The organism is Limosilactobacillus antri DSM 16041 (assembly GCF_000160835.1).
Taxonomy (GTDB): domain Bacteria; phylum Bacillota; class Bacilli; order Lactobacillales; family Lactobacillaceae; genus Limosilactobacillus; species Limosilactobacillus antri.
The window spans coordinates 123,041-146,004 of sequence record NZ_GG700738.1; the positions used below are offsets into that span (position 1 = coordinate 123,041).

The window sequence follows — 22,964 nt, forward strand, 5'->3', positions numbered from 1 at the left end:
ATCTGACACTTCTCTTTTTCTAGCTAAGCGAGACCATCAGTGGCCCCGTTAGCAAAACGGGCAATTGTGTCTGCTGGAGCAGTGCTGTTATTAACAGGGATAAAGTTAATCGTAATAACGTTGCCCTTGGTAATTGCCAAGCTAATGTACTGCCGGTCGGCAATGTGGTTACCGGCATTTGGACCCCCATAATTCAAGAGAGCAGTGGTATGACCGCCGATGCCAAAAGGATTGTTGAACGGGCCATCGTTGAATAGCCAGGTTAGGATAGCGTTGTAAACACTCTGCTTTAAGCTATCGAGGGTGTAGACAAGACTATAACCATCGGCGGAACGGGTACCCACGAGGTTACCGCTGTAACGGTTTTCACCAATCCAAGCATTAACGCCACTGGCCTCAGCCGCTGCTTTAGCAACCGCTGGAAGATGACCTAGTTCCGTTCCATCGCCTCCCATATTTTGATTATAGCCATTGGTAACCACCGCCCCAAACTCGGCACTGGCGGGACTAGCATAGACGAGGCCGTCACTGCTGGCCGGCATTTGTAGCCGAATCTTATTGATGACGCCGGCGGCAAATTCGTTTAGTGCGGCACGCGTTTGGTTATCCAGGTGGTAGGGGTCGTTGATAACAACCCGCTGGTCCTGGGGATTGTGGATGAAGCTCTTATTGGAGTTTTGTAATCCGAAGCCGTCAATGATATCGCCATTCATTGCGGCCCCAGTCCTTGCAATCTCCAAGTAGGTTTGGTCTAAGGCGTCATTATTAAATGTAGCGGCAACCGCTTGGTCATAACCATTTGGAATCAGGACGGTGCTTTGGTTACGACCGGCAACGACTGGCTGGTTGGTTAGCTGCTTAGCGTCGAACCAATAGTCAATCGGGTGGGTGCCATTACCGCCTTCATCATCCGTCCACCGGCTGACGATCTGCAATTGGTGCCCCGCTAAGGAAGGGGTGTAGTTAAATTGAACGTTAAAACCAGAGTTGACGCAGTTTACTAATACCTGGGGGAAAGCGTTAGCGACGTCAGGACGGTAATTGTTATAATTAGTCCAGACTCGTTGTAATTCCCGGTTACCAGCTGTTTTATCAAGCAAAATGAGGTAGTGATAGTTCATCCCCATTGAAAGATTGGTGGCATGCCACCCTGCGGCGATAATTTTGTTATTTTCAACCTTAAATTCGTCCAGGGCCGCGCGGTTGGCAGTATCGGTTACGAGAGAGACGGGGTTAAACCAGTAATCGACGTAATTCTCGTTGGCATCCGCGCTGGTGCTGTAACGGCTAATGATTTGAACGGGGTGGATAGCCATCGCTGGTTTCAGGTCCATCCTAATACTAAAACCAGAATCTTTGGCAGTGAGGATTCCAGGATAGGCGTTGGCAACGTCGGGCCGTGCGACGTTGGTAATTGTTTTCCGTTCCAATTCCCGGTGAGTCGTTGCGTCCAGGATAATAATGGTGTGGTAAGGCCGGCCTAGTGACTGGTTGGTGGCGTGCCAGCCACTGATGCTGAGATAGTTTGTTTCACCGGCAGTATTGTTAAACCGAATAATGTTGCCGGTGACTTTGGTCTGGTCTAACCAACCACGGTTGCTTTGGTCAGCTAATAATTGTTTAGCTGGGAACCAGTAATCACAGTAATTGCTGTTGCCAGTGGGGTCACTGCTGTAACGGCTGATGAACTGAATCTGGTCAGTGCTCATTTCTGGCAAGAAGTTAAATGCAGCCGTGAAGCCACTTTGCCCAGCATTGGCAACCGTTGGAAAGGCATTAGCGACATCTTGGCGGACCGCTGGCTGGACTTCTGTCCGGGTTAGTTCCCGCCCCCGGTTCGCGTACCAGACAATGATAAAGTGATGGTTCATCTCGGTAGCCTGGTTAGCTGCGTGCCAACCGCTGACCTGGATTTGATTTCCCTTAACCGCCACGTTATCCAGGCAGGCGTGGTTCCCGTGGTCAAATTGCATTGGTTGGAACCAGTAATCGGTGCGGCTGCCTTCACCGTAGTCACCATCATTGGACCAGCGGCTAATTAGCCGCAGTGAGTGGTTGAGCAGCTGCGGACTAATCGTAAAGGAGCCGTTAAAACCACTTTGCCCGGCGTTGGGAACATTTGGATAGGCCCGAGCGACATCTGGACGATTGACATTATCAACCATCACCCGGGCAATTTCTGAATTAGTGCTGCCATCGAAGAGAATTAGCCAGTGATATGGTTGACTGCTGCTAGCCCCGTCGGCGTGCCAACCGCCAACGTGTAAGCTGGCTTGCCCTTGAGCGGTCTTTGAGAGCTGGTAGCCTTCCTGATAGGCATAATTGCCGGTATAATCATAGTTTCGCTGCTGATTGCCAAACAGGTACTGGGGAGCAAAGCGAAAATCGATATGGTTACCACTGCCGTCTTCATTTTCGGCCCACCGACTGATTAGCCGGATCTGGTCATTTTGGAGGGCCGATGAAAGGTCAAACGAAACCTCAAAGCCGGAGAAACCAGCGTTAACAACCTGAGGAAATTGAGAAACGAGGTCGCTACGTAATGAGCTGCTGTCACCAACAGAAGCTTGCCGCTGACCAATTGTTTGTCCGGTAGTGACATCGTAGGCAATGATGAAATGGTGATACAGAGTTGCTGCGGCATTGGTTGCATCATAGCCGGTAAAGCAGACCGTGTTATTCGAGACTACGGTATTTTCAATCTTAGCATGGTGGGTTAGGTCAAAGCTCACTGGTGCAAAGGCGTAGTCGGTGTAGGTGCCTTCACCATTTATCGGATCGTTGGAATAGCGGGCAATTAAGGTAAGCGAATCACCGATGCTGGTGTAAGGAATAAAGAGGTTCTCGTTAAAACCAGAATAGAGGCTATTGGCGGTGCTTGGGTAGGCTTGCTGAACATCTGGACGTTGCAAGGGGGTAATCCGCCGGCGCTCAATTTCCTGGTTAGTAGTATTGTCGCGAATAATTAGGTAGTAGTATGGCTGAGCCTTGCTAGCACTAGCGACGTGCCACCCCTGGACCATCCAGTGGGCGAGGTCTGGACTATCAGAAGTAGTTAACCGGTATCCATCAAAATGGCCAGCGTTGACACTATAATCAACGTTGCTGCTGTCAATGTAGCTTGGAATTACCTTACGGGTATACGTTTCGTCATGTGGTAAGATTTCAACGTTTGACCAGTCATTCTGGTCCATGGGATCAAACTCGTACCCTTGGGGTGGTTGAACTTGATTAGCAACATTCTCTCCCTCATAGCCACCAAGCACCTGGTTGCCGACTTGCACATCATTTTGGTTGCAATAGTTGATGGTAACCGTATGGTAATCAGAATAGGTAGCAGTAGCAACCGCGCACTGAGTGCTAGTTGGAACGGGCACTTGCTGGGTAAGCGGCTCCGAGTTAGGCTGATTGCTGGTTGAATCTGCTGAGGCGGCTGATCCCGATGCAAATATCCCGATGGCCATGGCGAATAGGGTTGCTGTTAGCCAGTGCTTACCGGCCTTATACATCTTCTTGTGTTCTTTCAAAGTGAATACTCCCCCTTTATATTAATGGATTAATTATATAGTTAAACTTAGAAACAGTTAATCATTGAAGGGGAGGTTTGATTCATTCATGGTAATTATTTTGCAGGGACCCCATATTAAATGTGAAAAAATAGAAAAGTCGAGCTAACCTGTGGGGAGCCCCCGTCGACGCACAACTAGTCTTTAGAAAGCACAAATAGGGTTTCAGAGTTCGGCTTTGCCGAGCACTGGAACCCATTTGCGTACTGCGCCATTCGTATTTTATTTAAGTAAGAGAGCTTATGTCACAGCCCGACGTTTACTAAAGTTTTAGCTAACTAATCCGTAAATACATACTTGTCAATCGCGGCGGCGACCCCGTCATGGTTATTGTCGGCAGTGACGTCGTCGGCAATTGCCAGGGTCTTCTCTACGGAATTGCCCATCGCGACCCCGTGCCCGGCAAATTCAAGCATCGAGTTGTCATTCTGGGCGTTCCCCAGGGCCATGACTTCACTGGCACCAATTCCCAGTTCCTGGCACAGCATATCCAGCGCTTGGCCCTTGCTGACCCCCTTGCGCATGAATTCTAGGTAGAAGTCTTCGCTGCGGACGATGGAAAAGCGGCTCGCCAGCTCTTCTGGCAGGTCGGCGAGGGCCCGGTCAATGACCTCCTTTTCGTCAACCATCATTGCCTTGGCAATCACGTACTGATCCCGGATCCGGGACATTTCATCCAGGGGGCGGTAACGAATCGGCATATCGACTAGTTCGGATTCATAAACGGTGTACTTGCTGATGTCCTGGTTGGTTGTGTAGATGTAGTCCCGGGTTTCCAGCTGCGAGTGGACGCCTTCCTTGAGGCAGTAATTTTCCCAGTCGGCATAGTCATTAAAGGAGAGGCTTTCGTCAACCATCACCTTGCCGCTGGTGGTTTGGGCCAGGCCGCCGTTAAAGCTGACCACGTATTCGTCGTCGCGGTTATTTAGGCCAAGCTGCTTTAAGTAGGCTCGCACTCCGGTCATCGGCCGCCCAGTACACAGGACGATTTTAACGCCCTGCTGGCTGGCTTTTTTTATTGCTGCGACCGTTTTGGGGGTGATTTCCCGCTGGTCGTTGATGAGGGTCCCGTCGATGTCGATTGCTACCATCTTAATTGTCATTATTAATTGTCCTCCTTGGGGTTCACGATATGGTTGTTTTTAATATAGCCTTGGAAACGTTCGTAAATTGGTTCAAACACTTCGATGTCCTGGTGCTTCTCCAACATTTCCTTGGGGAAGAAGAAGCGCTGGTCACCGGCTTCCCGGCCGGACACACTGGCAACCAGGGTTGAAACCTGGGACAGTTCGACAAACTCCCCGTTGGGCTGAACCAGTTCAATCTGGGTTTGCGGGTTAGAGTCCTGGGGGTTGTAGGTGTCGTAGGGCAGCTTGAAGCTATCGTTGACCGCAGTGTAGTAATCGCTGTTGAACCCAGCCGTCTGGATGAGGTTGCGCAGCTGCGGCAGGCAGGCGGCCGAGTGCTGGTCGTAAATTGCCGACTTGAAGGGGCGACGGTAGAGGAAGCGCCGGGCTAGGTCACTTAAAATATCATCACGGGAATGGGTCCAGTGGTTAAAATAGGTGGTCAAAACCCCATCATCTAAGGCCAGGTAGTCGTCCAGACTGAACTTGTGGTTAAAGAACGGCATCAGCATGTGGGGGGTAAACTCGGGCTCAAAGTCGTTGGGGTGTTCGTAGATGTACTTGGCCCGCATCAGCAGGTGGTCTAGGATTACCTCCATTGCCCGGGAAACGGGGTGGAAGTAAATCTGCAGGTACATCTGCAAGCGGCTGATAATGTAGTCCTCCACCGCGTGCATTCCGGAAATTTCAAAGGCGATCCCGCCCTGAACCGGTCGCATTACGTGGAGCACCCGGTCGAGGTCAAACTTGCCGTAGTTGGTGCCAGTATAGTAGGAATCCCGCTGGAGGTAGTCCATCCGGTCGGCGTCGACCTGGCTGGAAATCATTTGCACGACCTGCTGGTTTTTATAACTGTGGTCGATGACGCTGGCGACCTGGTGGGGAAACTCTGGCGAAACCCGCCGGAGGATCCGGTTAATGTTGGTTCCGGAGCTGGTAATCAGCTGGCGGGTGATCTGCTCGTGGTCCGTTTTGAAGATGTGTTCAAAGGTGTGGGAATACGGGCCGTGGCCAAGGTCATGCAGGAGGGCGGCACAGAGGGCGACGGGCCGTTCGCGGTCGTCCCAGCGGCCATCACCAGCCTGCTGGTGGGGATAATTTCGCTGGAAATAGTTGCACATTTCCCGGGTAATTTCGTAAACCCCGAGGCAGTGGCCGAAGCGGGAGTGCTCGGCACCGTGGAAGGTAAAGGAGGAGGTGCCGAGCTGCTTGATTCGCCGCAGCCGCTGGAATTCTGGGGTGTTGATTAAGTCAAGAATAATTTGGTTATCCACGATAATCTGGCCGTGGATGGGGTCCCGGAAGACCTTCTCCCGGGATAACTGTTCGTCACTGAAGCGCACGCTTAAACCTCCTTTGGTAGCCGTTCTTGCAGCTTGCTGATTGCGAGCCGTTCATCATTTAAGGACTTAATAAACCGCGGCTGCCAGCTAAACTGCTTGAAGGCCTGGGGGGCTGCCAAGTGGAAAACACTACGTAAGCGCTCTTGGGCAGCGGCCACCGTGAGCGGCTGGCCGAGCAGGTCAGAGATCGTCGTCATTGCCGCGGGCCACACGTCAGGGAAGTGCCATTGGTTAGGCGTTGTCTGCAGGCCGGCCGTGTAAAAGTCCCGGATCAATTCGCCCCGGGCAAGCTGGTTGCCGTTGACACTGAGGTAGAGCATGACTACACCCCCAGCCATGTTGCGGCGTTGGGAGATCCCACCGATTTTTTGCCCGTTGACCTGGACGTCAAAGGTGCCGGGACAATAGGAGTGGGTAACTTCGCCAGTTGTGATTGCCAATTCTGGGAACGCGGCTTGGATGACGGTGACCATTCGTTGGTAGGCTTCATCAATCGTTAATTGGTGCGCTTCTAAGTGCCAGGGGAAGAAGAGCGAGCAGTTCAAGATCCCTTCATTGCTTACCACTGCCAGACCGCCGGAATTACGGAGAAAGTAGTGGAGCTGCCGCCGCTTCAGGAGGGCGAGGGCAGCGGGCAGGTGGGGGAGGCGCTGGTCTTTGAGGCCAAGGATGACGGTATCTGCTAACGTCCAAAAGTGGAGCAGGGGAGTAGGAAGGACATCGCTGTTGCGCAGAATGGCGTTTGTGTAGATAAACGAAGTGATATTATTTTGCGGCCGCAAGGGTTGGCAGAACTCGCTGACCGGTTGGCTTAAAAATGCTTTCATAATTCTGACTCTTCTTTAATTTTGGTTTATATAGCTATTATACAAGAAAGCGGGGGAAATTAACCCTAAACGGTCACCTTTTTCGGCAGTTTCAAGTATAATTGTGACGAAAGGGGATGGGGAGAATTAAGAAAATTACACCGGTCCACGTTCACCTGACCACGGTGATTGAACAGGAGGGCCAACGGGAACGCTTCAGCTTTGACGAAGCGGGGAACTTTGTCGAGCTCAACGGCAAGTATTATTTGCGTTACCTGGAACACCAGCATGGCAAGGCCACGCCCGTCCAATTTCGGCTGGACGACCAGGTCCACCTGCACCGGAGCGGGGAAGTGACGACCCTGCTCAATTTTGACCTGACGAAAGCAAGGCCGACGCGGTACCAGACCCAGTATGGGGTCATCAACCTGGAAGTCGAAACCAGCCGCTTGGAGAAGAAAGTAATCCCCGCAACTCCGGCTGGTCAGCTGGCGGTCGACTACGCCTTAGTGGCGGCCGGCCAGACGGTTGGAAGTTACCAACTTCGATTGCAATTTCAACCTTAGTATTGTATGATGTAATTTAGACTTTTTGAAGGGATGTGCACCAATTTGGAATTAAAGGTTTTTGACGGCCAAGACAAATCAGAACTTTCAATGGTTGAGGTAGCACACGCGATTTTAGCTCATCACGGTGAGGCAATGGCGTTTGTGGACCTGACTAATGAAATTCAACAGTACCTGGGCAAGAGTGATGAGGAAATCCGGGAACGTCTCGCTCAATTCTACACTGATTTGAATGTCGACGGCAGTTTTATTTCCCTTGGTGACAATACCTGGGGCCTGCGGGCTTGGTACCCATTCGAATCCATTGACGAAGCAACGGTTGGTGAAACCGAAGATGAAGAGGACCGCCCAAAGAAGAAGCGGCGTAAGGTCAACGCCTTCTTGGCCGACTCCGATGATGACGACGATGTGATTGACTACGACAACGATGATCCGGAAGATGAAGACCTGGATGACCACGACGAAGCCGATGACAGCGATGATGACTACGACGAAGAAAACGATGACTTCAGTGAGGACGACGCTGACTTAGATGAAAACATCGAAGATCAGTTGTCCGAATTACACGAAGAAGATGAGGACGACGAAGACGACGGTGAATAAATCTCGTCGGGAGCCTTGACTATTTTCCGGTGAGCTTGTATTATCGTTCTTGGGCGCCTGTAAATTATGCAGGCGATAACGTTCTTAAATAAAAGAAGCTCCCTGTTTCAGCTGAAATGGGGAGCTTTTCTTTATTTTGGTTGGCACCTGAAATTAATTAAAGGAGTAGTAAAGCAATGACGAAGTACATTTTTGTAACCGGTGGGGTTGTTTCATCACTAGGAAAAGGAATTGTCGCCGCTTCTCTCGGTCGCTTATTAAAGAACCGCGGGCTCAAGGTAGCAATTCAAAAGTTTGACCCATACATTAACGTGGATCCCGGTACGATGAGCCCATACCAGCACGGTGAAGTGTTCGTTACCGATGATGGGACCGAAACTGACCTGGACCTGGGTCACTACGAACGGTTTATTGATAACGACTTGAACAAGTATTCCAACGTCACTACTGGTAAGATCTACTCTGAAGTTTTGCGCAAGGAACGGCGGGGCGACTACCTGGGACGGACTGTCCAGGTCATTCCCCACATTACCAACGCGATTAAGGACAAGATTAAGCGGGCTGGCGAAAGCAAGGACGCCGAAGTGGTCATTACCGAAATCGGCGGGACCGTCGGGGACATTGAGTCCCAGCCGTTTATGGAGGCCATCCGGCAGATGCGTGAAGAAGTGGGCCCTGATAACGTCCTCTACATCCACACGACCCTGGTCCCATACCTGCGGGCAGCCGGTGAAATGAAGACTAAGCCAACCCAGCACAGTGTCCGGGAACTGCGCGGCCTGGGGATCCAGCCCAACATTCTGGTAGTCCGGACGGAACAGCCGATTACCGATGAAATGCGGAAGAAGATCGCCCTCTTCTGTGACGTTGATCCTAAAGCGGTTATCGAATCGATGGACGTCAATACCCTGTACGAAATTCCGTTGAACCTGCAAAAGCAGGGGATGGACCAGCTGGTTGTTGACCACTTCGGTTTGGATGTGCCAGTAGCCGATATGCGGGAATGGACCAACATGGTCAACCACATTGAACACGAGCTGACCAAGACGATCAAGATCGCGATGGTTGGGAAGTACACCGACCTGCAGGACGCTTACATTTCCGTTAACGAAGCCCTGCGCCACGCCGGCTACCCGGTTAATGCCAAGGTTAAGATCGACCACTTTAACGCGGAAAACATTACGCCGGCAAACGTCAAAGAAACCCTGCAGGACTACGATGGAATCCTGGTTCCGGGCGGCTTTGGCAACCGGGGAGTTGAAGGAATGATTACGGCGATTAAGTACGCCCGGGAAAATGACGTGCCTTACCTGGGAATCTGCCTGGGGATGCAAACCGCCTGCATCGAGTTTGCCCGGGACGTGCTTGGCTACCAGGACGCCAACTCGACCGAATTTGACCCGAATACGGAACACAACATTATTGACTTGATGGCCGACCAGGAAGACGTTGAGGATATGGGAGGAACGCAGCGTCTCGGGGCCTACCCATGCAAGCTGAAGGCGGGGACCGTTGCGGCAGCAGCCTACGGTAATCAATCCATGATTAGCGAACGGCACCGGCACCGTTACGAGTTTAACAACGCCTACCGGCAAGAAATGGAAGATCACGGCCTGGTTGTTTCGGGGGTTAACCCTGACCGGAACCTGGTCGAGGTCGTGGAACTGCCGGAGAAGAAGTTCTTTGTTGCGGCCCAGTACCACCCAGAATTCCTGTCACGCCCCAACCGCCCAGAAGGACTATTCGCGGCCTTTGTCAAGGCGGCAGCGGCTGGTAAGTAAACCGGGTAAATGGGGACAACCAGGTTCCATTGCAGCGGAAAGGTACTAACGCGATTGCACTAGTGCTGGCTAGTCGGCGTTTTAGTTGACTAACGGCACATCGACGGGGGAGGGGACAAATAAGGTCAGTACGACCGGTTCGCCGCCTCTTTTAATTTCCTTAAGATTACCGATAAAAGGTTGTAATTTAATAAACAATTAATTATCATTACTATTGATTGTTTATTAACAATAACTAAAAAAATAAAGCAAATAATAACTAACTATTTTTAAGTGAGGAAACACGGAAATGAAACGAATGATCATTCAAGGAGGAAACCGGCTGTCGGGCGAAGTAACGATCGGCGGCGCGAAAAACAGCACCGTCGCGCTGATTCCGGCCGCAATTCTAGCGGATACACCTGTACAATTTGATACGGTACCGGATATCTTGGATGTTCACAATCTGATGATCATTTTGAAGTCGATGAACGTCAAGTCGGAGTTTAGCCATGGCGTTTTAGACATTGATCCAACACAAATCATCGAAGCTGAACTTCCAAGCAAGGCAATCAAGAGCCTGCGGGCTTCTTATTACTTTATGGGCTCGCTGTTAGGTCGTTTCCACCGTGCTACGTTAACTTTTCCTGGTGGTGACAATATCGGGCCCCGGCCAATCGACCAGCACCTTAAAGCGTTTAAGGCTTTAGGCGCGACGGTCAGTGAGAACGGCGGGACCGTTCACTTAGAGGCCCAAAATGGTCTTCACGGCGCCCGGATTTTTATGGACATGGTTTCCGTTGGGGCGACGATCAACGCGATCCTTGCGGCGGTACGGGCCGAGGGAACGACGGTGATTGAAAACGCCGCTCGGGAACCGGAAATCATTGATCTGGCAACGTTTTTGAATAACATGGGCGCCAAGATTCGGGGAGTGGGAACTGATACCATCCGGATCACGGGGGTTAACACCCTCCAGTCGATGAATACCCACACGATTATTGCCGATCGGATTGAGTCGGGGACTTACCTGTCCCTAGCTGCAGCGCTTGGCGATGGCGTAATGATCCACAATGTGATCCCTGAGCACCTGGAATCATTCACCAGTAAGATGATTGAAATGGGCGTTGACTTGCAGATTGATAGCGACCGCATCTTTGTACCAAAGACCACTAGGTTTAAGCCAATCCATGTTAAGACGATGCCGTACCCGGGCTTTGCAACTGACCTGCAGCAGCCGTTGACCCCGTTAATGTCATTGGCGGAAGGGGACAGCGTGATTGTCGATACGATCTACCCGAAGCGGGTTAAGCACGTCCCTGAATTACAGAAGATGGGGATGCAGATTGAAGCCCATGACGGAACGATCGTCGTTAAACATACGGCTACCCTTCACGGGGCAAACGTGAGTGCCGGAGAAATTCGGGCCGGGGCCGCATTGACGATTGCTGGTTTAATGGCTGACGGAACAACCGTAATTAATAACGCCGGCAACATCCTGCGGGGCTATGACCGGATTGTTTGGAAGCTGAACCGCCTCCACGCAAACGTTTCGATTGAAGACGATTCGTCGGTAAAAATTGGTTAGGCGGTTGCGTTGCTAACTGATTCATGATATTCTATTAGGGTTGATTATCTATGTTTCAGGCAATGATTCATGGCAAAAGGAGCGTATAAAGTTATGAAACAAGGAATTCATCCAGATTACCATCCAGTAGTGTTTGAAGATTCTTCTACTGGTTTCAAGTTTATCTCTGGTTCTACTGCTACTTCCAAGGAAACCATCAAGTGGGAAGACGGCAACGAATACCCACTGATCCGGGTTGAAGTTACCTCAGATTCACACCCATTCTACACTGGTAAGCAAAAGTTTACCCAGGCCGATGGTGCGGTGGACAAGTTCAACAAAAAGTACGGTCTCAAGTAAGACCGCTAGCTTGGAGCAGGAGGGCGATGAACAAGGTGTGCTTGTTCATCGCCCTCCTTTTTTATTTATGGTAAACTGAACGCAGTCGAATGGAATAGAGGAGGACGGAACGTGGAAAAAAAGAATAAGCGCGGATTGCCGAACTGGCTCCGGTGGACGTTGGTGGTAATCCTGCTGGTAATTTCGCTCTGCTTGATTTTTAACCAGCAGATCAAGGAGCAGCTGGTGGGCAACTACCGCCCCGCGATTACCCAGCAGACCATCAAACGGGACGCCGCAAAGAAGGCGACGTATAATTATAATGATGTTCAGGACCTGAACCTGCAGACGGTGGCCCGGGCGCGGGCCCAAAAGCAGCCGATTAACATTATCGGTGAAATTACTGTCCCGGCGGCGAACATGACGATTCCAATTGCCAATGGGGTCAATAATACGACCCTAGCCTTAGCAGCGGGAACGATGCGGCCGGACATGAAGATGGGCCAGGGCAACTATGCGTTAGCTGGCCATAATATGGCGCACGGGAGTAAAATCTTATTTTCACCACTGTACTACCATGCTAAGGTGGGCCAGATGGTGTACATTACCGATTTAAAGCGGGTATATGAGTATAAGATCTACCAGCGCACCTTTATTGAGCCGACCCAGGTAGAAGTGGTCAACGACACCCCGCAGCGAATCATTACGTTAATCACTTGCAACGCTAACGGCGAACGGCGGTTAATGCTTCGGGGCCGGTTCATCCAGTCCGAGCCGTTCAAGCAGGCTCCCCAGCAGGTGCAGAAGAACTTTAGCAGTAAGTACACTACTGGACGGAATTCGTAATAGCTGGCTAATATCCCAAGGATAATATAACCTTAGTTGTGATTTGAATTTATTTATCTAATGCTTAGATAATATATAATGTTAAATGATTGTATAATTTAAATTATATTACTATAATGGTGACGTAAACGTAATAGTTTTACTTATTTAGGAGGTAGTTACTATGGCTGATTACGCAAAACGTCAATTAAAAGCATTGGACCGGATCGCAAAGAAGATTGCCGATGCGGAAGGACACCTGACAAAGATTGAAGATAGTATTGATAATAAGAAGCACCGGACGGCCCAGCACGAAACGATTAAGGATATCAAGTCGATCTTGAAGCACGCTTATAAAGTCGACAAAGACGCTGATAAGTTAGAAGAGCGTGCTGGCGAAGGCCATAAGGATCCGGCTGAGAACCACTACATCTACATGGAAGATGAAGAGGTCGTTATTAAGGACTTGGAAAAGGCCTTTAAGGAACTTGATGACAAGCTTGGTCAATTGACGGATACCGAAGGGGATAAGGTTAAAGCTTTCCGGGCCGAACACCATTACCTTGAAAAAGCCAAGGATATTTTGCAAAAGGCGGGGAAGTACCACCCTGCTGACCAGGACTGATTTTTAATAATTAGTAAGCGAAGCCGTTTATGCTGAGTGCTGATGGGAAGCTTGGGCTTTCGCTATTAGTTCAGGACGAATAAGTCGTTCTGGACTTTTTAGTTACTGCGGAGCTGGCTTTTAGGAAGCACAAATAAGGGCCTAGAGTTCGACATTGCCGAGCTTTAGGCCCCATTTGTGTATGATTTTTAGCTTAGTAATGATACCTATGCCGTATCCCCTCTCTACACCTGCTGCAGATAAGAGTTTCCGCAAAGAAAATCGGCAACCGGGTGGCTTACAGCTGGCCTTTAATCCGGTCTAGCCATTGGGGAAGGGCCCGCGATAAGCTTCGGTAGGTATCCTCGAAACGGTGGGTGTACCAAGGATCGGGAATCTCCTCGTTTTCGTGGCCCGCAACCACTTCATTTGCTAGATGGATTTTATGCTGGTCACCAGCAGGGGCCATGCGACGGAGGGCGGTCAGGTTCATCTGGTCCATGCAGATAATGTAGTCCGCCCACGCAAAGTCGCGTTGAGTAATTGGGCGGGCAACCAGTCCCGCGGTGGGGAGCCCATGTTGTTCCATCGTCCGCCGCGCGCCGGGATACGGCGGGTTGCCCGCTTCGTAGTCTGTGGTGCCAGCAGAGTCGACCTGGATTTGATTGCTAAGGTTTGCGCTGGCAACTAGTTGGCGAAACATGCTTTCTGCCATCGGTGACCGACAGATGTTGCCGAGACAGACAAATAGAACGTTCATATTAACACCTCATTGATTGATTTCTTTTAGTTTATCATACAAGAAATTCTAAAGTTTTGCTAAGGGGGCAGCGGGAGCTTTTCACTGGCGAATTAAATCTGGTAAAATATTAACAATAATTTAAAGGAGGAGAGCAGAATGGCTATTTTAATTGTCATCCTGGTGCTGGTTGTCATCATCGGAATTTACGTTGTGATGTACAACGGGCTAGTCCAGTTACGGGTTCACGCCCAGGAGTCCTGGAGTCAGATTGACGTTCAGCTTCAGCGGCGTAATGATTTGATCCCCAACTTAGTGTCAACGGTGAAGGGGTACAGTAAGTACGAAGCTTCAACGCTGGCGAAGGTTACGGAGCTCCGCACGGCGTTGAATAATGTTCCTGACGATGATCACGCCAAGAAGATGGAGGTTTCAAACGAGCTGACGGGGACCCTACGGACTTTGTTTGCGGTTGCGGAAAACTATCCAGATTTAAAGGCGAGCACCGAATACCAGCAGCTGATGGAGGAGCTGAGCAATACGGAAAATAAGATTGCGTACTCCCGGCAGCTATACAATAGTACGGTGGCGGCGTTGAATGCCAAAATTCAGTCGTTCCCGAGCAATATCGTCGCTAAGCTGCACCACTTTGCGCAGATGGATTACTTGCAGGTGCCGGACAGTGCAAAGGAAACGCCTAAGGTTTCGTTTGACGATTAGGGTGAGATAGATGTTATACCAGCAAATTGCACGAAATAAGCGAAGAACCGTGCTTGTGATGGCCGGCTTCTTCTTGCTCGTTGCTTTGATTGGGGCGGCAATTGGCTACCTGTTTGCCCGTTCTGCGTTTGGTGGGATTATCATTGCCGGAGTACTGGCCCTGATTTATATGGCTGTGATTATTGGCCAATCGACGGACGTAGTGATGAACATGAATAATGCTCACGAAATCCATTCCGCAAAGGAGGCACCTGCACTGTGGCACGTGGTGGAGGATATGGCAATGGTGGCCCAGGTGCCAATGCCGCGGGTCTTTATTATTGACGACCCCAGTCCGAATGCCTTTGCGACGGGAAATAACCCGGAGCACGCCGCGGTGGCGGCGACGACCGGCTTGATGGAAATTATGAACCGGGAAGAATTGGAAGCAGTGATGGGGCACGAGATGAGCCACGTGCGTAATTATGATATCCGCCTTCAAACGATTGCGCTGGCGTTGTCAGCGGCGATTAGTATGCTGGTTAACTTTGCCGGCAATTTTTGGTGGTTTGGTGGTAGCAGTAACGATGACGACGATGATAATAGCTGGGGTGTCTTCGCAATCCTAGGATCAGTATTGTTGATTATCCTGGCACCGTTGGCGGCCACCATTGCTCAGATGGCGCTGTCGCGAAATCGTGAATACTTGGCGGATGCCGGTTCAGTTGAACTGACCCGAAATCCACACGGGATGATCAGCGCGTTAGAGAAGCTCAAAGGTGCTCAGCCGATGGAACACGTTGCTCCTAGCAGTAGCGGTTTATACATCAGTGATCCGGAGGAGAATGGTCACCACAGATGGTTTAGCGATTTATTCGCGACCCACCCACCACTGGATGCGCGCATCGAGCGGTTAGAGAAAATGTAAATTGTTTCGGTTGGACAGGGAACCACGGTGTGTGGTTGCCCGTTTTTTAATTAAGATAGTTTAGAAAATTATGTCTTTGAATTAGGATATTTACTTTATTACTTAGGAACCGTTTTCAACAACAAGTAATTGTGATATTATTAACGTAGGTTTATGTGTGGTTTGTGCATTGAATAGGAGATGCACTTATGAGTAAGTTAGTGTTACCGCTGAAAGAGAGCGTTGGCGTTCCAGTTACACCAATTGTTAATAAAGGCGACCATGTCAAACGTGGCCAACTGATTGGGAAGCCAGACGGGCTGGGTGCAAATTTGCACGCAAGTGTCTATGGTACAATTACTGAAATTAATGATGAGGCAATTGTAATTGAAGCCGATGATGAACAGCCTGCAGATTTTGTGAAAATTCCAGACACTGATTCTAATTTAGAGGCAATTCGTGAAGCTGGTGTTATTGGTGCTGGTGGTGCAGGATTTCCAGCCGCTGCCAAATATTCGCGTCCAATTCCGGGTGGGCATTTATTTATTAATGCTGCAGAATGTGAACCAATTCTGGGGCATAACGTTTCACGAATCACGACAGATGCTGAACAAATTATTCGGGGCGCTGAATACATCAAAGAAATCGTTCAAGCAAAAGATATTCATATTGCAATCAAGCGCTATCATACTAATGTTGTGGCCTTGCTTGAGGAATTGACACGAACTCATGATGATATTTCATTAGAGTTAATGTGGAACCGCTACCCAGAAGGTGAAGAGCGGGCTGTTTTGCGTGATTCAGGTTTATATAAGAAGCCTGATGGCGAGAACGCGGTCTTAAAAACAACAGAATTACCATATGCCGCTAATGCGATTGTCACTAATGTAGAAACTGTTTACCGTGCAGCACGGGCAATTGAAAATCGTGAGCCAGTCATGAGTAAAGACATTACGGTTGCTGGCCGGTTGAATGGTGATAACAAAATGATATTGGTGCATAAGGATGTTCCAGTTGGTACTCTTGTTGGCGATATCTTAAGTGAATTCCCTGATATGGCGGATTACGGAGAATTAATTATGGGTGGACCATTTACTGGTCATAGCACAACTCTAGATAGTCCGATTACTAAAGTTGATGGTGGTATTATTGCCACTATTCCGTTCCCTAATTTACACGGTGAAAAGGTGGGGTTGTTGGCCTGTGCCTGCAGCGCTACACCAGCACGGATGAAAGAGTTAGCGGAAAAAATGAATGCTGACGTAACCGGTGTAGAATGGTGTAAAAATGCTGTAGTTAACCCGAAAACCGGTACTGCTAAGTGTAAGAACCCAGGAATTTGTCCTGGACAGGCACAAACCATCTTAAAACTACGTAAGGAAGGCGCCAAGACCTTGCTAGTAGGTAACTGTACTGACTGTACTAATACCGTTATGGGGGTAGCGCCAAAACTAAATATGCCCGTATACCACACTACGGATTTTGCTCGGCGGGCAGTTGATATGCGGATTATGCGGAACATTTTGCCAGAAAATAACGAATAGGATTATTTTTAGTTGCTATTCTAAAAATGCATAATACCAAGGGAACAACATTATTCCCTTATATTATGCATTTTAATATCCAGTCACTTGCGCAATTATGAACAATGATTACTAATATTAGTGCTTGAATCACAGCTATTACCAAATTTTACAGTAATTGTTGGTTAACATACAATTGAGCAAGTATGGTACTGAATAGCTTAACTGCTAAGAATACTTTGTTTAGAAATTGTCCGCAAATAAAAACTATTTAATATGACTTGGCCTGTAGTAACAAATTATTTTTAAGCACTTTGTGAAGGGAATGGATTAATATGAGTAATGATTCGCCGAGTGGAAGGCGAAACCAGGATACTGCATTTTTTGGTCATCCACACGGGTTATCAACGTTGTTCTTTACTGAAATGTGGGAACGATTTAGTTACTATAGCATGCATGCTATCTTGCTCTTCTATCTGATTGATAGTTTTAGCAAGGGTGGATTAGGAATGAACACTTCAATAGCAACATCAATTGTTGCTATTTATGGTGCATTGATTTATATGTCAACTGTAATTGGTGGGTTCGTTAGCGATCGACTACTTGGACCACGGAAAACCGTTTTTTGGGGCGGTGTTCTGATTGCTCTTGGGAATTTCATCTTAGTATTACCGCTTAAATTTGTTGGCTTATATGTGTCAATTGTAATTATCGTTTTGGGTACTGGCTTTTTGAAACCCAATGTTTCTGATATGGTAGGTGGTCTATATTCTAAAAAAGATGACCGCCGTGATGCAGGGTTTAACATTTACTATATGGGAATAAATATTGGGGCACTGCTTGCGCCATTTATTGTTGGCTGGGTTGGACAAACGTATAGTTACCATGCCGGATTTGCACTCTCGACTATTGGAATGATTTTTGGACTAATTCAGTATTATATTGGTAGTAAAAAATACTTGGGAAATGACGGATTATACCCTAATGATCCGATTAAACCAGAAGAAAAATCTAAGGTTATTAAACAGGTGAGTTGGGTAACAGCAATTATAATTGTTGGCTTGTTGGTGATGTACTTTACTCATACTTTAAATGTTAATAATATTATCTTCATTATCACAATACTGGGTATTTTGTTACCAGCAATTTACTTTTTTAACATTTTTCGAAGTCCTAAGATCACCCCAAAGGATCGTAAAAATGTAATTGTCTACATTGTTGTTTTTGTTGCCAGTGTTTTCTTTTGGTCAATTTATGAACAAACGATGACGATCTTTCCATTGGTTGCGGAACAAATGACTAATTTAAAACTCTTTGGCCTTCATGTACAAGCTAGCCAGTTTACAGGATTTAATGCCTTGTTTGTCTTAATATATTCGCCAATTGTAGCGGCAATGTGGACCAAAATGGGAAAGCATCAACCATCTTCAACCTCTAAATTTACAATCGGTTTGTTAGCTTCGGCATTTTCATTCTTGGTATTGCTAATTCCAATTGCGATTAATGGGGTCGGAGTTAAATTCTCCGGTTGGTGGTTAATCTTGAGTATTGCCATTGTGGAAATTGGAGAAGTATTCCTTTCTCCATCAGGATTATCACTGACAACAAAGCTAGCACCTAAAGCTTTTAATGCCCAAATGATGAGTATTTGGTTTTTGGGTGATGCCGCTGCTCAATCATTTAATGCACAATTAGTAAAACTGTATAGTGTTCCCAATGCAACCATGTACTTTGGAGTTATGGGCGTTATTGCAATTATTATCGCAGTCATCCTATTTTCCATGCGTGGTATGCTGGCAAAACTTATCCAACTGTAGGTTGACGATTCTTACTGCTTTAGTTACAATGTTCAGTGGGAGTAGATGGGTTCTGGTGTGCCCCCTGGTCCTCAAAACCAGTGCGAGGAGTTAGAAGCTTCTTAGGTAGGTTCGATTCCTACGTATTCCCGCCAGGATGAATATAAAGCTTTTAAAAGTAATGAGAGTCGATCACTATCGGCTCTCTTTTTTATTTGATTTGGGAGTGAATAAAATGACAGAAATTCAAGAAGGTTATATGCCGTTTGGAGAGTATAAAACTTACTATCGGATTGTTGGCAAAAAGAGTAATAAGGCGCCCCTATTACTTTTGCACGGTGGACCTGGATCAACTCATAACTACTTTGAGCTACTTGACGATCTAGCTGAAAAGGATCAGCGGCAACTGGTAATGTATGATCAAATTGGTTGCGGCAAGTCTTCGATGCCTGATGATAAGGCTGACGAGGTTTACAATGCTAAAACTTGGGTAGCAGAATTAAAAGCTCTTCGCGAGTATTTAGAACTTGAGCAGATTCACGTGTTAGGACAATCATGGGGCGGCATGCTTGAAATTATATATCTTTGCGATGAACAACCAAAGGGAATAAAGTCGGGAATCCTTGCTAGTACCTTGCCGGCATCATGGATGTGGGACAAGGAACTTCACAGAATGATTAAATTTATGGATCCAAGTGATCAAAAAGCAATTGCAGACGCGGAGACTAAAGGGGATTTTACTAGTCCGGAGTATCAACGGGCTAACGCTAAATTTATGGAAATGCATTGTAATTCTGCTCCTACTTCCACTGACCCAGAACCACTTCGTCGGAAGAAAAATGCGGGAACAGTCGCATACATTACTGGATGGGGACCAAATGAATATAATCCTGAGGGCAATTTAAAAGACTATGATTACATGGATAAATTACAAGATATTCACGTGCCGGTTTTGGTTACAAGTGGCACCGACGACTTATGTACTCCATATACAGCAAAGTCGATGTATGATCGGATCCCAAATGCTAAATGGCATTTGTTCGAATATTGTCGTCATATGGCATTTGTAGAACGAAAGGATGACTATGAAAAAGCTCTGATGGAATGGCTTGACGAGCACGACTAAACTAGAGTTGCGTAGACAAACCGATAAACTTTTAACTTAGAACCAAGGAAGAATTTCTTGGTTCTTTTTCTTGATTAGTGAAGGAATATGCTTTTGATTGTGCTTAACTGAATAAGCCAATTCCATCTAAAAAATATAATAATAATTAGTGATTTCTGTAAAAATGAGCATTAATTTAATCCTATATTTGATTGAAAACGGTTCAAAAATAAAATATAATGAAATTGCTTGATAGAAGCTGCAATGATATCAAGCAGGATTATAGGTTGGTTATGTCGTGATTTGTAAGTAGATTCACAATAAATGATACAAACCACACATGAATCATCAATCTACTTACGGACGCGGCTAACTGAACATTATTTAAGGAGGTTGGCCTATGTCTATTTCAGTTGAAACTGCTAAGGAGCACCTCAACGACCCGGCTGTCTTATGCTGTCGGCGCGAAAAGGGTAAGCTACTAGAGGCTTCCGACTTGGAAGATCCTACGCTTTTCCCTGATTATGAGGATTCAGGTCTGCTAGAATTACCTGACAATGTCTTGAAAATTGGTCAGGTATTAGGAGCAACTCTAGACAAGACTATGGATGCTTTGCTGCCATTAACGCCGGATGTTGTTGACAATATTCAGGATCCTTCAGCACAAGATGATGAGGAAGACACGGATAATGCACCTGCTACAGAAGATGCTACTCCTGCTTCTCCAGATGTAACTGCCACGGTTGCCAACGGTAATGTTTCTAATGGTGTTGTTCACCTTTCTGTGAAGGAAGGTAAGGGCATCGAATTGGATGTACCGTTAGCAATGGTAAACCAAGGTGCTGTTAAGAATGCACCTTCTGCTGGTGAGACGAAGGAAACTACTTCTCAACAAGAACCAGAAGTTGATGAAGAAGTTGTTCGGACTCTGACCCGGAAGCATTTCAAGATTGACAAGGTTGAGTTTGGGGATGAAACCAAGATTGACGGTACTACGTTGGTTATTGGTAACACAGACGAACTTTGCAAGGAAGCACTTGAAAATCACGAAATCGTTAAGGATATTTCGGTTAGTGTTATTACTCCTGACGATTACCACAAATACACCAATAGTATCATGGACGTTCAACCAATTGCCACGAAGGAAGAGGGCGAACTTGGTGAAGGTGTAACCCGTGTCCTTGACGGTGTTGTCACTGTTCTGACTGGTACTGATGAGAACGGTGTTCAAGTTGGTGAATTTGGTTCCTCCGAAGGTTACGTTGATGAAAACGTTATGTGGGGCCGTCCAGGTGCTATTGACAAGGGTGAAATTATGCTTGTCATTAACGCAACTGTTCAAGCCGGTACTAACCGTGAACGTCGTGGACCACGTGGTGCTCACGAAGCTGCCGACACAATTGTCGAACATATTCGTGAAGCTCTTAAGAAGGCTGACGACAGTTTGGTTGTTGATACCGAAAAGATTGAGCAAAAGCGTCGTTTCGGTAACAAACGGGTCCTTTTAGTTAAGGAAATTATGGGCCAAGGTGCTATGCACGATAACCTAATTCTGCCAAAGGAACCGGTTGGTACTTTAGGTGCTCAGGCGAATGTTGACCTTGGTAATTTACCAATCATGCTTTCACCACTGGAAGTTCTTGATGGTGGTATCCATGCTCTGACTTGTATTGGACCCGCATCGAAGGAAACTTCACGTCACTACTGGCGTGAACCGCTAGTTGAAGAAGCCCTTAAGGATGAAGACATTGATGTTGTCGGTGTCTGCCTAATTGGCTCACCACAAGCAAACACTCAAAAGAGCTATGTTTCCAAGCGCCTTGGAATGTGGGCTGAAGCCATGGGACTTGATGGTGCGATTGTGACTACCGAAGGGTTCGGTAATAACCACATTGACTATGGTGAAAACATCGAAGCAATTGGCTCACGCGGTGTTCCAGTTGTAGGTATTACCTACTCGGCTATTCAGGGTGAACTGGTAACTGGTAATAAGTACATGGACGCTATTGTTGATAATAACAAGTCCAAGTGGGGAATCGAAAACGAAGTTCTTGAAAACAATACGCTTTGTCAAGAAGATGCTATTCGGGCCCTGGCAATGCTTGAAACCAAGATGGCTGGTGGAAAGATTAAGAAGCCTGAACGTAAGTGGAATCCTAACGTTAAGTTAAACAACATTGACTTAATCGAAAAGGCTACTGGTAAGAAGATTGAACTGGCCAAAAATGAGCAGAGTTTACCAATGAGTAAGAAGCGTAAGGAACATTATGAGAAGGATGTTGACTAATGACTGACAAACGAATGGATTATTCCTCTGAAATCGACAAGTTAAAATATTCATCGACTGAACGTGTTTTCGAAGGTGTAATTACCGAAGTCAATGATGTTAGTGTTAAAATTGATTTCAAAGGGCGGATGGGGAAGATGGATATTCCCCGACGTCTCCTAATTACGGAGTATGATCCAAAAGTTGGTGAAGAAGTCGGTTGGCTAATGTCATATCCTGAAGTTCTTGACACTGAAGCCAACCAGAAATATCTGGGTGCGCTTCATGAATACAAAAAGCGAATGGCCAAAATTGCCAAAGAAAAAGAGAAAGGAAGGACAAAGGAATGAGCTTATTAAATATTGATGGCTTACAGTCTGAAGTCTTCGTTCCAATTACTCCAAAGCCGGTCTTTGCTAAAGTAACAAAGCCGCTTAAGGACATGAAGATTGCGATTGTTACTGCCGCCGGTGTTCATATGAAAAAAGATAAGCCGTTTAACCTCGCCGGTGATACTAGTTACCGGGTAGTTCCAAGTTCTGCAACGGATGATGAGCTAATGGTTTCACACGGTGGATATGATAACACCGATGTTAACAAGGACATTAACTGTATGTTCCCAATTGACCGTTTGCGTGAATTGGCGGATGAAGGATTTATCGGTTCTCTTGCACCTAACTTCTACACTTGTATGGGTGGTGGTGGAGACGTTAAAGTCTTCACTGAAGAAACTGGTCCAGCAATTGCTAAAAAGATTAAGGAAGAAAACGTCGATGGCGTTATTCTGACTGCTGGTTGAGGTACCTGCCACAGAACTGCCGTG

At 47.3% G+C, this 22,964-nt stretch carries 20 protein-coding genes and 1 tRNA gene; 16 read left to right on the forward strand and 5 right to left on the reverse strand.

Annotated elements, in window-relative coordinates; all coding sequences use genetic code 11:
• Positions 1–23: 23 nt before the first annotated feature.
• From HMPREF0494_RS10830 to HMPREF0494_RS10160, 4 genes are all read right to left on the reverse strand, one after another.
• A complete protein-coding gene (locus HMPREF0494_RS10830) occupies positions 24–3,527 on the reverse strand; it encodes an SEC10/PgrA surface exclusion domain-containing protein (RefSeq protein WP_050759660.1) in 3,504 nt (1,167 codons plus the stop codon).
• Positions 3,528–3,844: 317 nt separating this feature from the next.
• The gene (gene yidA / locus HMPREF0494_RS10150) at positions 3,845–4,669 is read right to left on the reverse strand and encodes a sugar-phosphatase (RefSeq protein ID WP_007124885.1); all 825 of its coding nucleotides are present in this window, start codon (positions 4,667–4,669) and stop codon (positions 3,845–3,847) included.
• A gap of 2 nt (positions 4,670–4,671) precedes the next feature.
• On the reverse strand, positions 4,672–6,036 hold the full coding sequence (locus HMPREF0494_RS10155) for an HD domain-containing protein (protein ID WP_040459068.1): 1,365 nt from the start codon (positions 6,034–6,036) through the stop codon (positions 4,672–4,674).
• A 2-nt stretch (positions 6,037–6,038) separates the two neighbouring features.
• Positions 6,039–6,863 carry a lipoyl protein ligase domain-containing protein gene (locus HMPREF0494_RS10160; RefSeq protein WP_007124887.1) on the reverse strand — a complete coding sequence of 275 codons (825 nt, stop codon included), beginning with the start codon at positions 6,861–6,863 and terminating at the stop codon, positions 6,039–6,041.
• A 116-nt stretch (positions 6,864–6,979) separates the two neighbouring features.
• On the opposite strand from HMPREF0494_RS10160, the gene HMPREF0494_RS10165 reads away from it, so the two are divergent.
• The 7 genes from HMPREF0494_RS10165 to HMPREF0494_RS10195 all read left to right on the forward strand — a co-directional run bounded on the left by HMPREF0494_RS10165 (position 6,980) and on the right by HMPREF0494_RS10195 (position 13,127).
• Entirely contained in the window at positions 6,980–7,408 is a 429-nt protein-coding gene (locus HMPREF0494_RS10165; protein WP_007124888.1) for a YwiB family protein, read from the forward strand.
• A 45-nt stretch (positions 7,409–7,453) separates the two neighbouring features.
• Positions 7,454–8,011 carry a DNA-directed RNA polymerase subunit delta gene (rpoE, locus tag HMPREF0494_RS10170; protein WP_187368699.1) on the forward strand — a complete coding sequence of 186 codons (558 nt, stop codon included), beginning with the start codon at positions 7,454–7,456 and terminating at the stop codon, positions 8,009–8,011.
• A 176-nt stretch (positions 8,012–8,187) separates the two neighbouring features.
• Positions 8,188–9,792: a CTP synthase gene (locus HMPREF0494_RS10175; protein ID WP_007124890.1), complete on the forward strand. Its 1,605-nt coding sequence runs from the start codon at positions 8,188–8,190 to the stop codon at positions 9,790–9,792.
• 289 nt (positions 9,793–10,081) lie between these two features.
• Positions 10,082–11,359 (forward strand): UDP-N-acetylglucosamine 1-carboxyvinyltransferase, encoded by a 1,278-nt coding sequence (locus tag HMPREF0494_RS10180; RefSeq protein WP_007124891.1) that lies wholly within the window; start codon positions 10,082–10,084, stop codon positions 11,357–11,359.
• A 93-nt stretch (positions 11,360–11,452) separates the two neighbouring features.
• Entirely contained in the window at positions 11,453–11,698 is a 246-nt protein-coding gene (locus tag HMPREF0494_RS10185) for a type B 50S ribosomal protein L31 (protein WP_040459069.1), read from the forward strand.
• A 111-nt stretch (positions 11,699–11,809) separates the two neighbouring features.
• Complete coding sequence (locus HMPREF0494_RS10190; protein WP_007124893.1) at positions 11,810–12,523, forward strand: class A sortase; 714 nt, start codon at positions 11,810–11,812, stop codon at positions 12,521–12,523.
• 163 nt (positions 12,524–12,686) lie between these two features.
• Positions 12,687–13,127 carry a hypothetical protein gene (locus HMPREF0494_RS10195; protein WP_007124894.1) on the forward strand — a complete coding sequence of 147 codons (441 nt, stop codon included), beginning with the start codon at positions 12,687–12,689 and terminating at the stop codon, positions 13,125–13,127.
• 277 nt (positions 13,128–13,404) lie between these two features.
• On the opposite strand, the gene HMPREF0494_RS10200 is transcribed toward HMPREF0494_RS10195, so the two are convergent.
• The gene (locus HMPREF0494_RS10200; RefSeq protein ID WP_040459070.1) at positions 13,405–13,866 is read right to left on the reverse strand and encodes a low molecular weight protein-tyrosine-phosphatase; all 462 of its coding nucleotides are present in this window, start codon (positions 13,864–13,866) and stop codon (positions 13,405–13,407) included.
• Positions 13,867–14,004: 138 nt separating this feature from the next.
• Here HMPREF0494_RS10200 and HMPREF0494_RS10205 point away from each other — a divergent pair, with 138 nt between their 5' ends.
• From HMPREF0494_RS10205 to HMPREF0494_RS11840, 9 genes are all read left to right on the forward strand, one after another.
• Positions 14,005–14,565 carry a LemA family protein gene (locus tag HMPREF0494_RS10205; RefSeq protein ID WP_007124896.1) on the forward strand — a complete coding sequence of 187 codons (561 nt, stop codon included), beginning with the start codon at positions 14,005–14,007 and terminating at the stop codon, positions 14,563–14,565.
• Between the two features lie 10 nt (positions 14,566–14,575).
• Entirely contained in the window at positions 14,576–15,472 is an 897-nt protein-coding gene (htpX, locus tag HMPREF0494_RS10210; protein WP_007124897.1) for a zinc metalloprotease HtpX, read from the forward strand.
• A 188-nt stretch (positions 15,473–15,660) separates the two neighbouring features.
• Positions 15,661–16,995: a proline reductase-associated electron transfer protein PrdC gene (prdC, locus tag HMPREF0494_RS10215; RefSeq protein WP_007124898.1), complete on the forward strand. Its 1,335-nt coding sequence runs from the start codon at positions 15,661–15,663 to the stop codon at positions 16,993–16,995.
• A gap of 314 nt (positions 16,996–17,309) precedes the next feature.
• On the forward strand, positions 17,310–18,791 hold the full coding sequence (locus tag HMPREF0494_RS10220; RefSeq protein WP_040459071.1) for a peptide MFS transporter: 1,482 nt from the start codon (positions 17,310–17,312) through the stop codon (positions 18,789–18,791).
• Positions 18,792–18,828: 37 nt separating this feature from the next.
• A tRNA-Sec gene (locus HMPREF0494_RS11315) sits at positions 18,829–18,925 on the forward strand.
• 80 nt (positions 18,926–19,005) lie between these two features.
• On the forward strand, positions 19,006–19,896 hold the full coding sequence (pepI, locus tag HMPREF0494_RS10225; protein WP_040459072.1) for a proline iminopeptidase: 891 nt from the start codon (positions 19,006–19,008) through the stop codon (positions 19,894–19,896).
• A gap of 379 nt (positions 19,897–20,275) precedes the next feature.
• Complete coding sequence (gene prdA, locus HMPREF0494_RS10230) at positions 20,276–22,162, forward strand: D-proline reductase (dithiol) proprotein PrdA (RefSeq protein ID WP_007124901.1); 1,887 nt, start codon at positions 20,276–20,278, stop codon at positions 22,160–22,162.
• Positions 22,162–22,491, forward strand: coding sequence for a CBO2463/CBO2479 domain-containing protein (locus HMPREF0494_RS10235; protein ID WP_007124902.1), 330 nt, complete (start codon positions 22,162–22,164; stop codon positions 22,489–22,491). Before prdA ends, HMPREF0494_RS10235 begins: the two co-directional genes overlap by 1 nt.
• Positions 22,488–22,940 carry a glycine/sarcosine/betaine reductase selenoprotein B family protein gene (locus tag HMPREF0494_RS11840; RefSeq protein WP_007124903.1) on the forward strand — a complete coding sequence of 151 codons (453 nt, stop codon included), beginning with the start codon at positions 22,488–22,490 and terminating at the stop codon, positions 22,938–22,940. The genes HMPREF0494_RS10235 and HMPREF0494_RS11840 overlap by 4 nt, the downstream gene beginning before the upstream one ends.
• The last annotated feature ends 24 nt before the right edge of the window (positions 22,941–22,964 follow it).

Excerpts from the sequence above, each read along its gene's own strand:
- yidA (WP_007124885.1), bottom strand. The coding sequence starts at position 4,669 with ATGACAATTAAGATGGTAGCAATCGACATCGACGGGACCCTCATCAAC.
- HMPREF0494_RS10160 (WP_007124887.1), bottom strand. The coding sequence starts at position 6,863 with ATGAAAGCATTTTTAAGCCAACCGGTCAGCGAGTTCTGCCAACCCTTG.
- HMPREF0494_RS10165 (WP_007124888.1), top strand. The coding sequence starts at position 6,980 with ATGGGGAGAATTAAGAAAATTACACCGGTCCACGTTCACCTGACCACG.
- HMPREF0494_RS10175 (WP_007124890.1), top strand. The coding sequence starts at position 8,188 with ATGACGAAGTACATTTTTGTAACCGGTGGGGTTGTTTCATCACTAGGA.
- HMPREF0494_RS10180 (WP_007124891.1), top strand. The coding sequence starts at position 10,082 with ATGAAACGAATGATCATTCAAGGAGGAAACCGGCTGTCGGGCGAAGTA.
- HMPREF0494_RS10185 (WP_040459069.1), top strand. The coding sequence starts at position 11,453 with ATGAAACAAGGAATTCATCCAGATTACCATCCAGTAGTGTTTGAAGAT.
- HMPREF0494_RS10195 (WP_007124894.1), top strand. The coding sequence starts at position 12,687 with ATGGCTGATTACGCAAAACGTCAATTAAAAGCATTGGACCGGATCGCA.
- HMPREF0494_RS10200 (WP_040459070.1), bottom strand. The coding sequence starts at position 13,866 with ATGAACGTTCTATTTGTCTGTCTCGGCAACATCTGTCGGTCACCGATG.
- HMPREF0494_RS10205 (WP_007124896.1), top strand. The coding sequence starts at position 14,005 with ATGGCTATTTTAATTGTCATCCTGGTGCTGGTTGTCATCATCGGAATT.
- htpX (WP_007124897.1), top strand. The coding sequence starts at position 14,576 with ATGTTATACCAGCAAATTGCACGAAATAAGCGAAGAACCGTGCTTGTG.
- prdC (WP_007124898.1), top strand. The coding sequence starts at position 15,661 with ATGAGTAAGTTAGTGTTACCGCTGAAAGAGAGCGTTGGCGTTCCAGTT.
- HMPREF0494_RS10220 (WP_040459071.1), top strand. The coding sequence starts at position 17,310 with ATGAGTAATGATTCGCCGAGTGGAAGGCGAAACCAGGATACTGCATTT.
- pepI (WP_040459072.1), top strand. The coding sequence starts at position 19,006 with ATGACAGAAATTCAAGAAGGTTATATGCCGTTTGGAGAGTATAAAACT.
- prdA (WP_007124901.1), top strand. The coding sequence starts at position 20,276 with ATGTCTATTTCAGTTGAAACTGCTAAGGAGCACCTCAACGACCCGGCT.
- HMPREF0494_RS10235 (WP_007124902.1), top strand. The coding sequence starts at position 22,162 with ATGACTGACAAACGAATGGATTATTCCTCTGAAATCGACAAGTTAAAA.
- HMPREF0494_RS11840 (WP_007124903.1), top strand. The coding sequence starts at position 22,488 with ATGAGCTTATTAAATATTGATGGCTTACAGTCTGAAGTCTTCGTTCCA.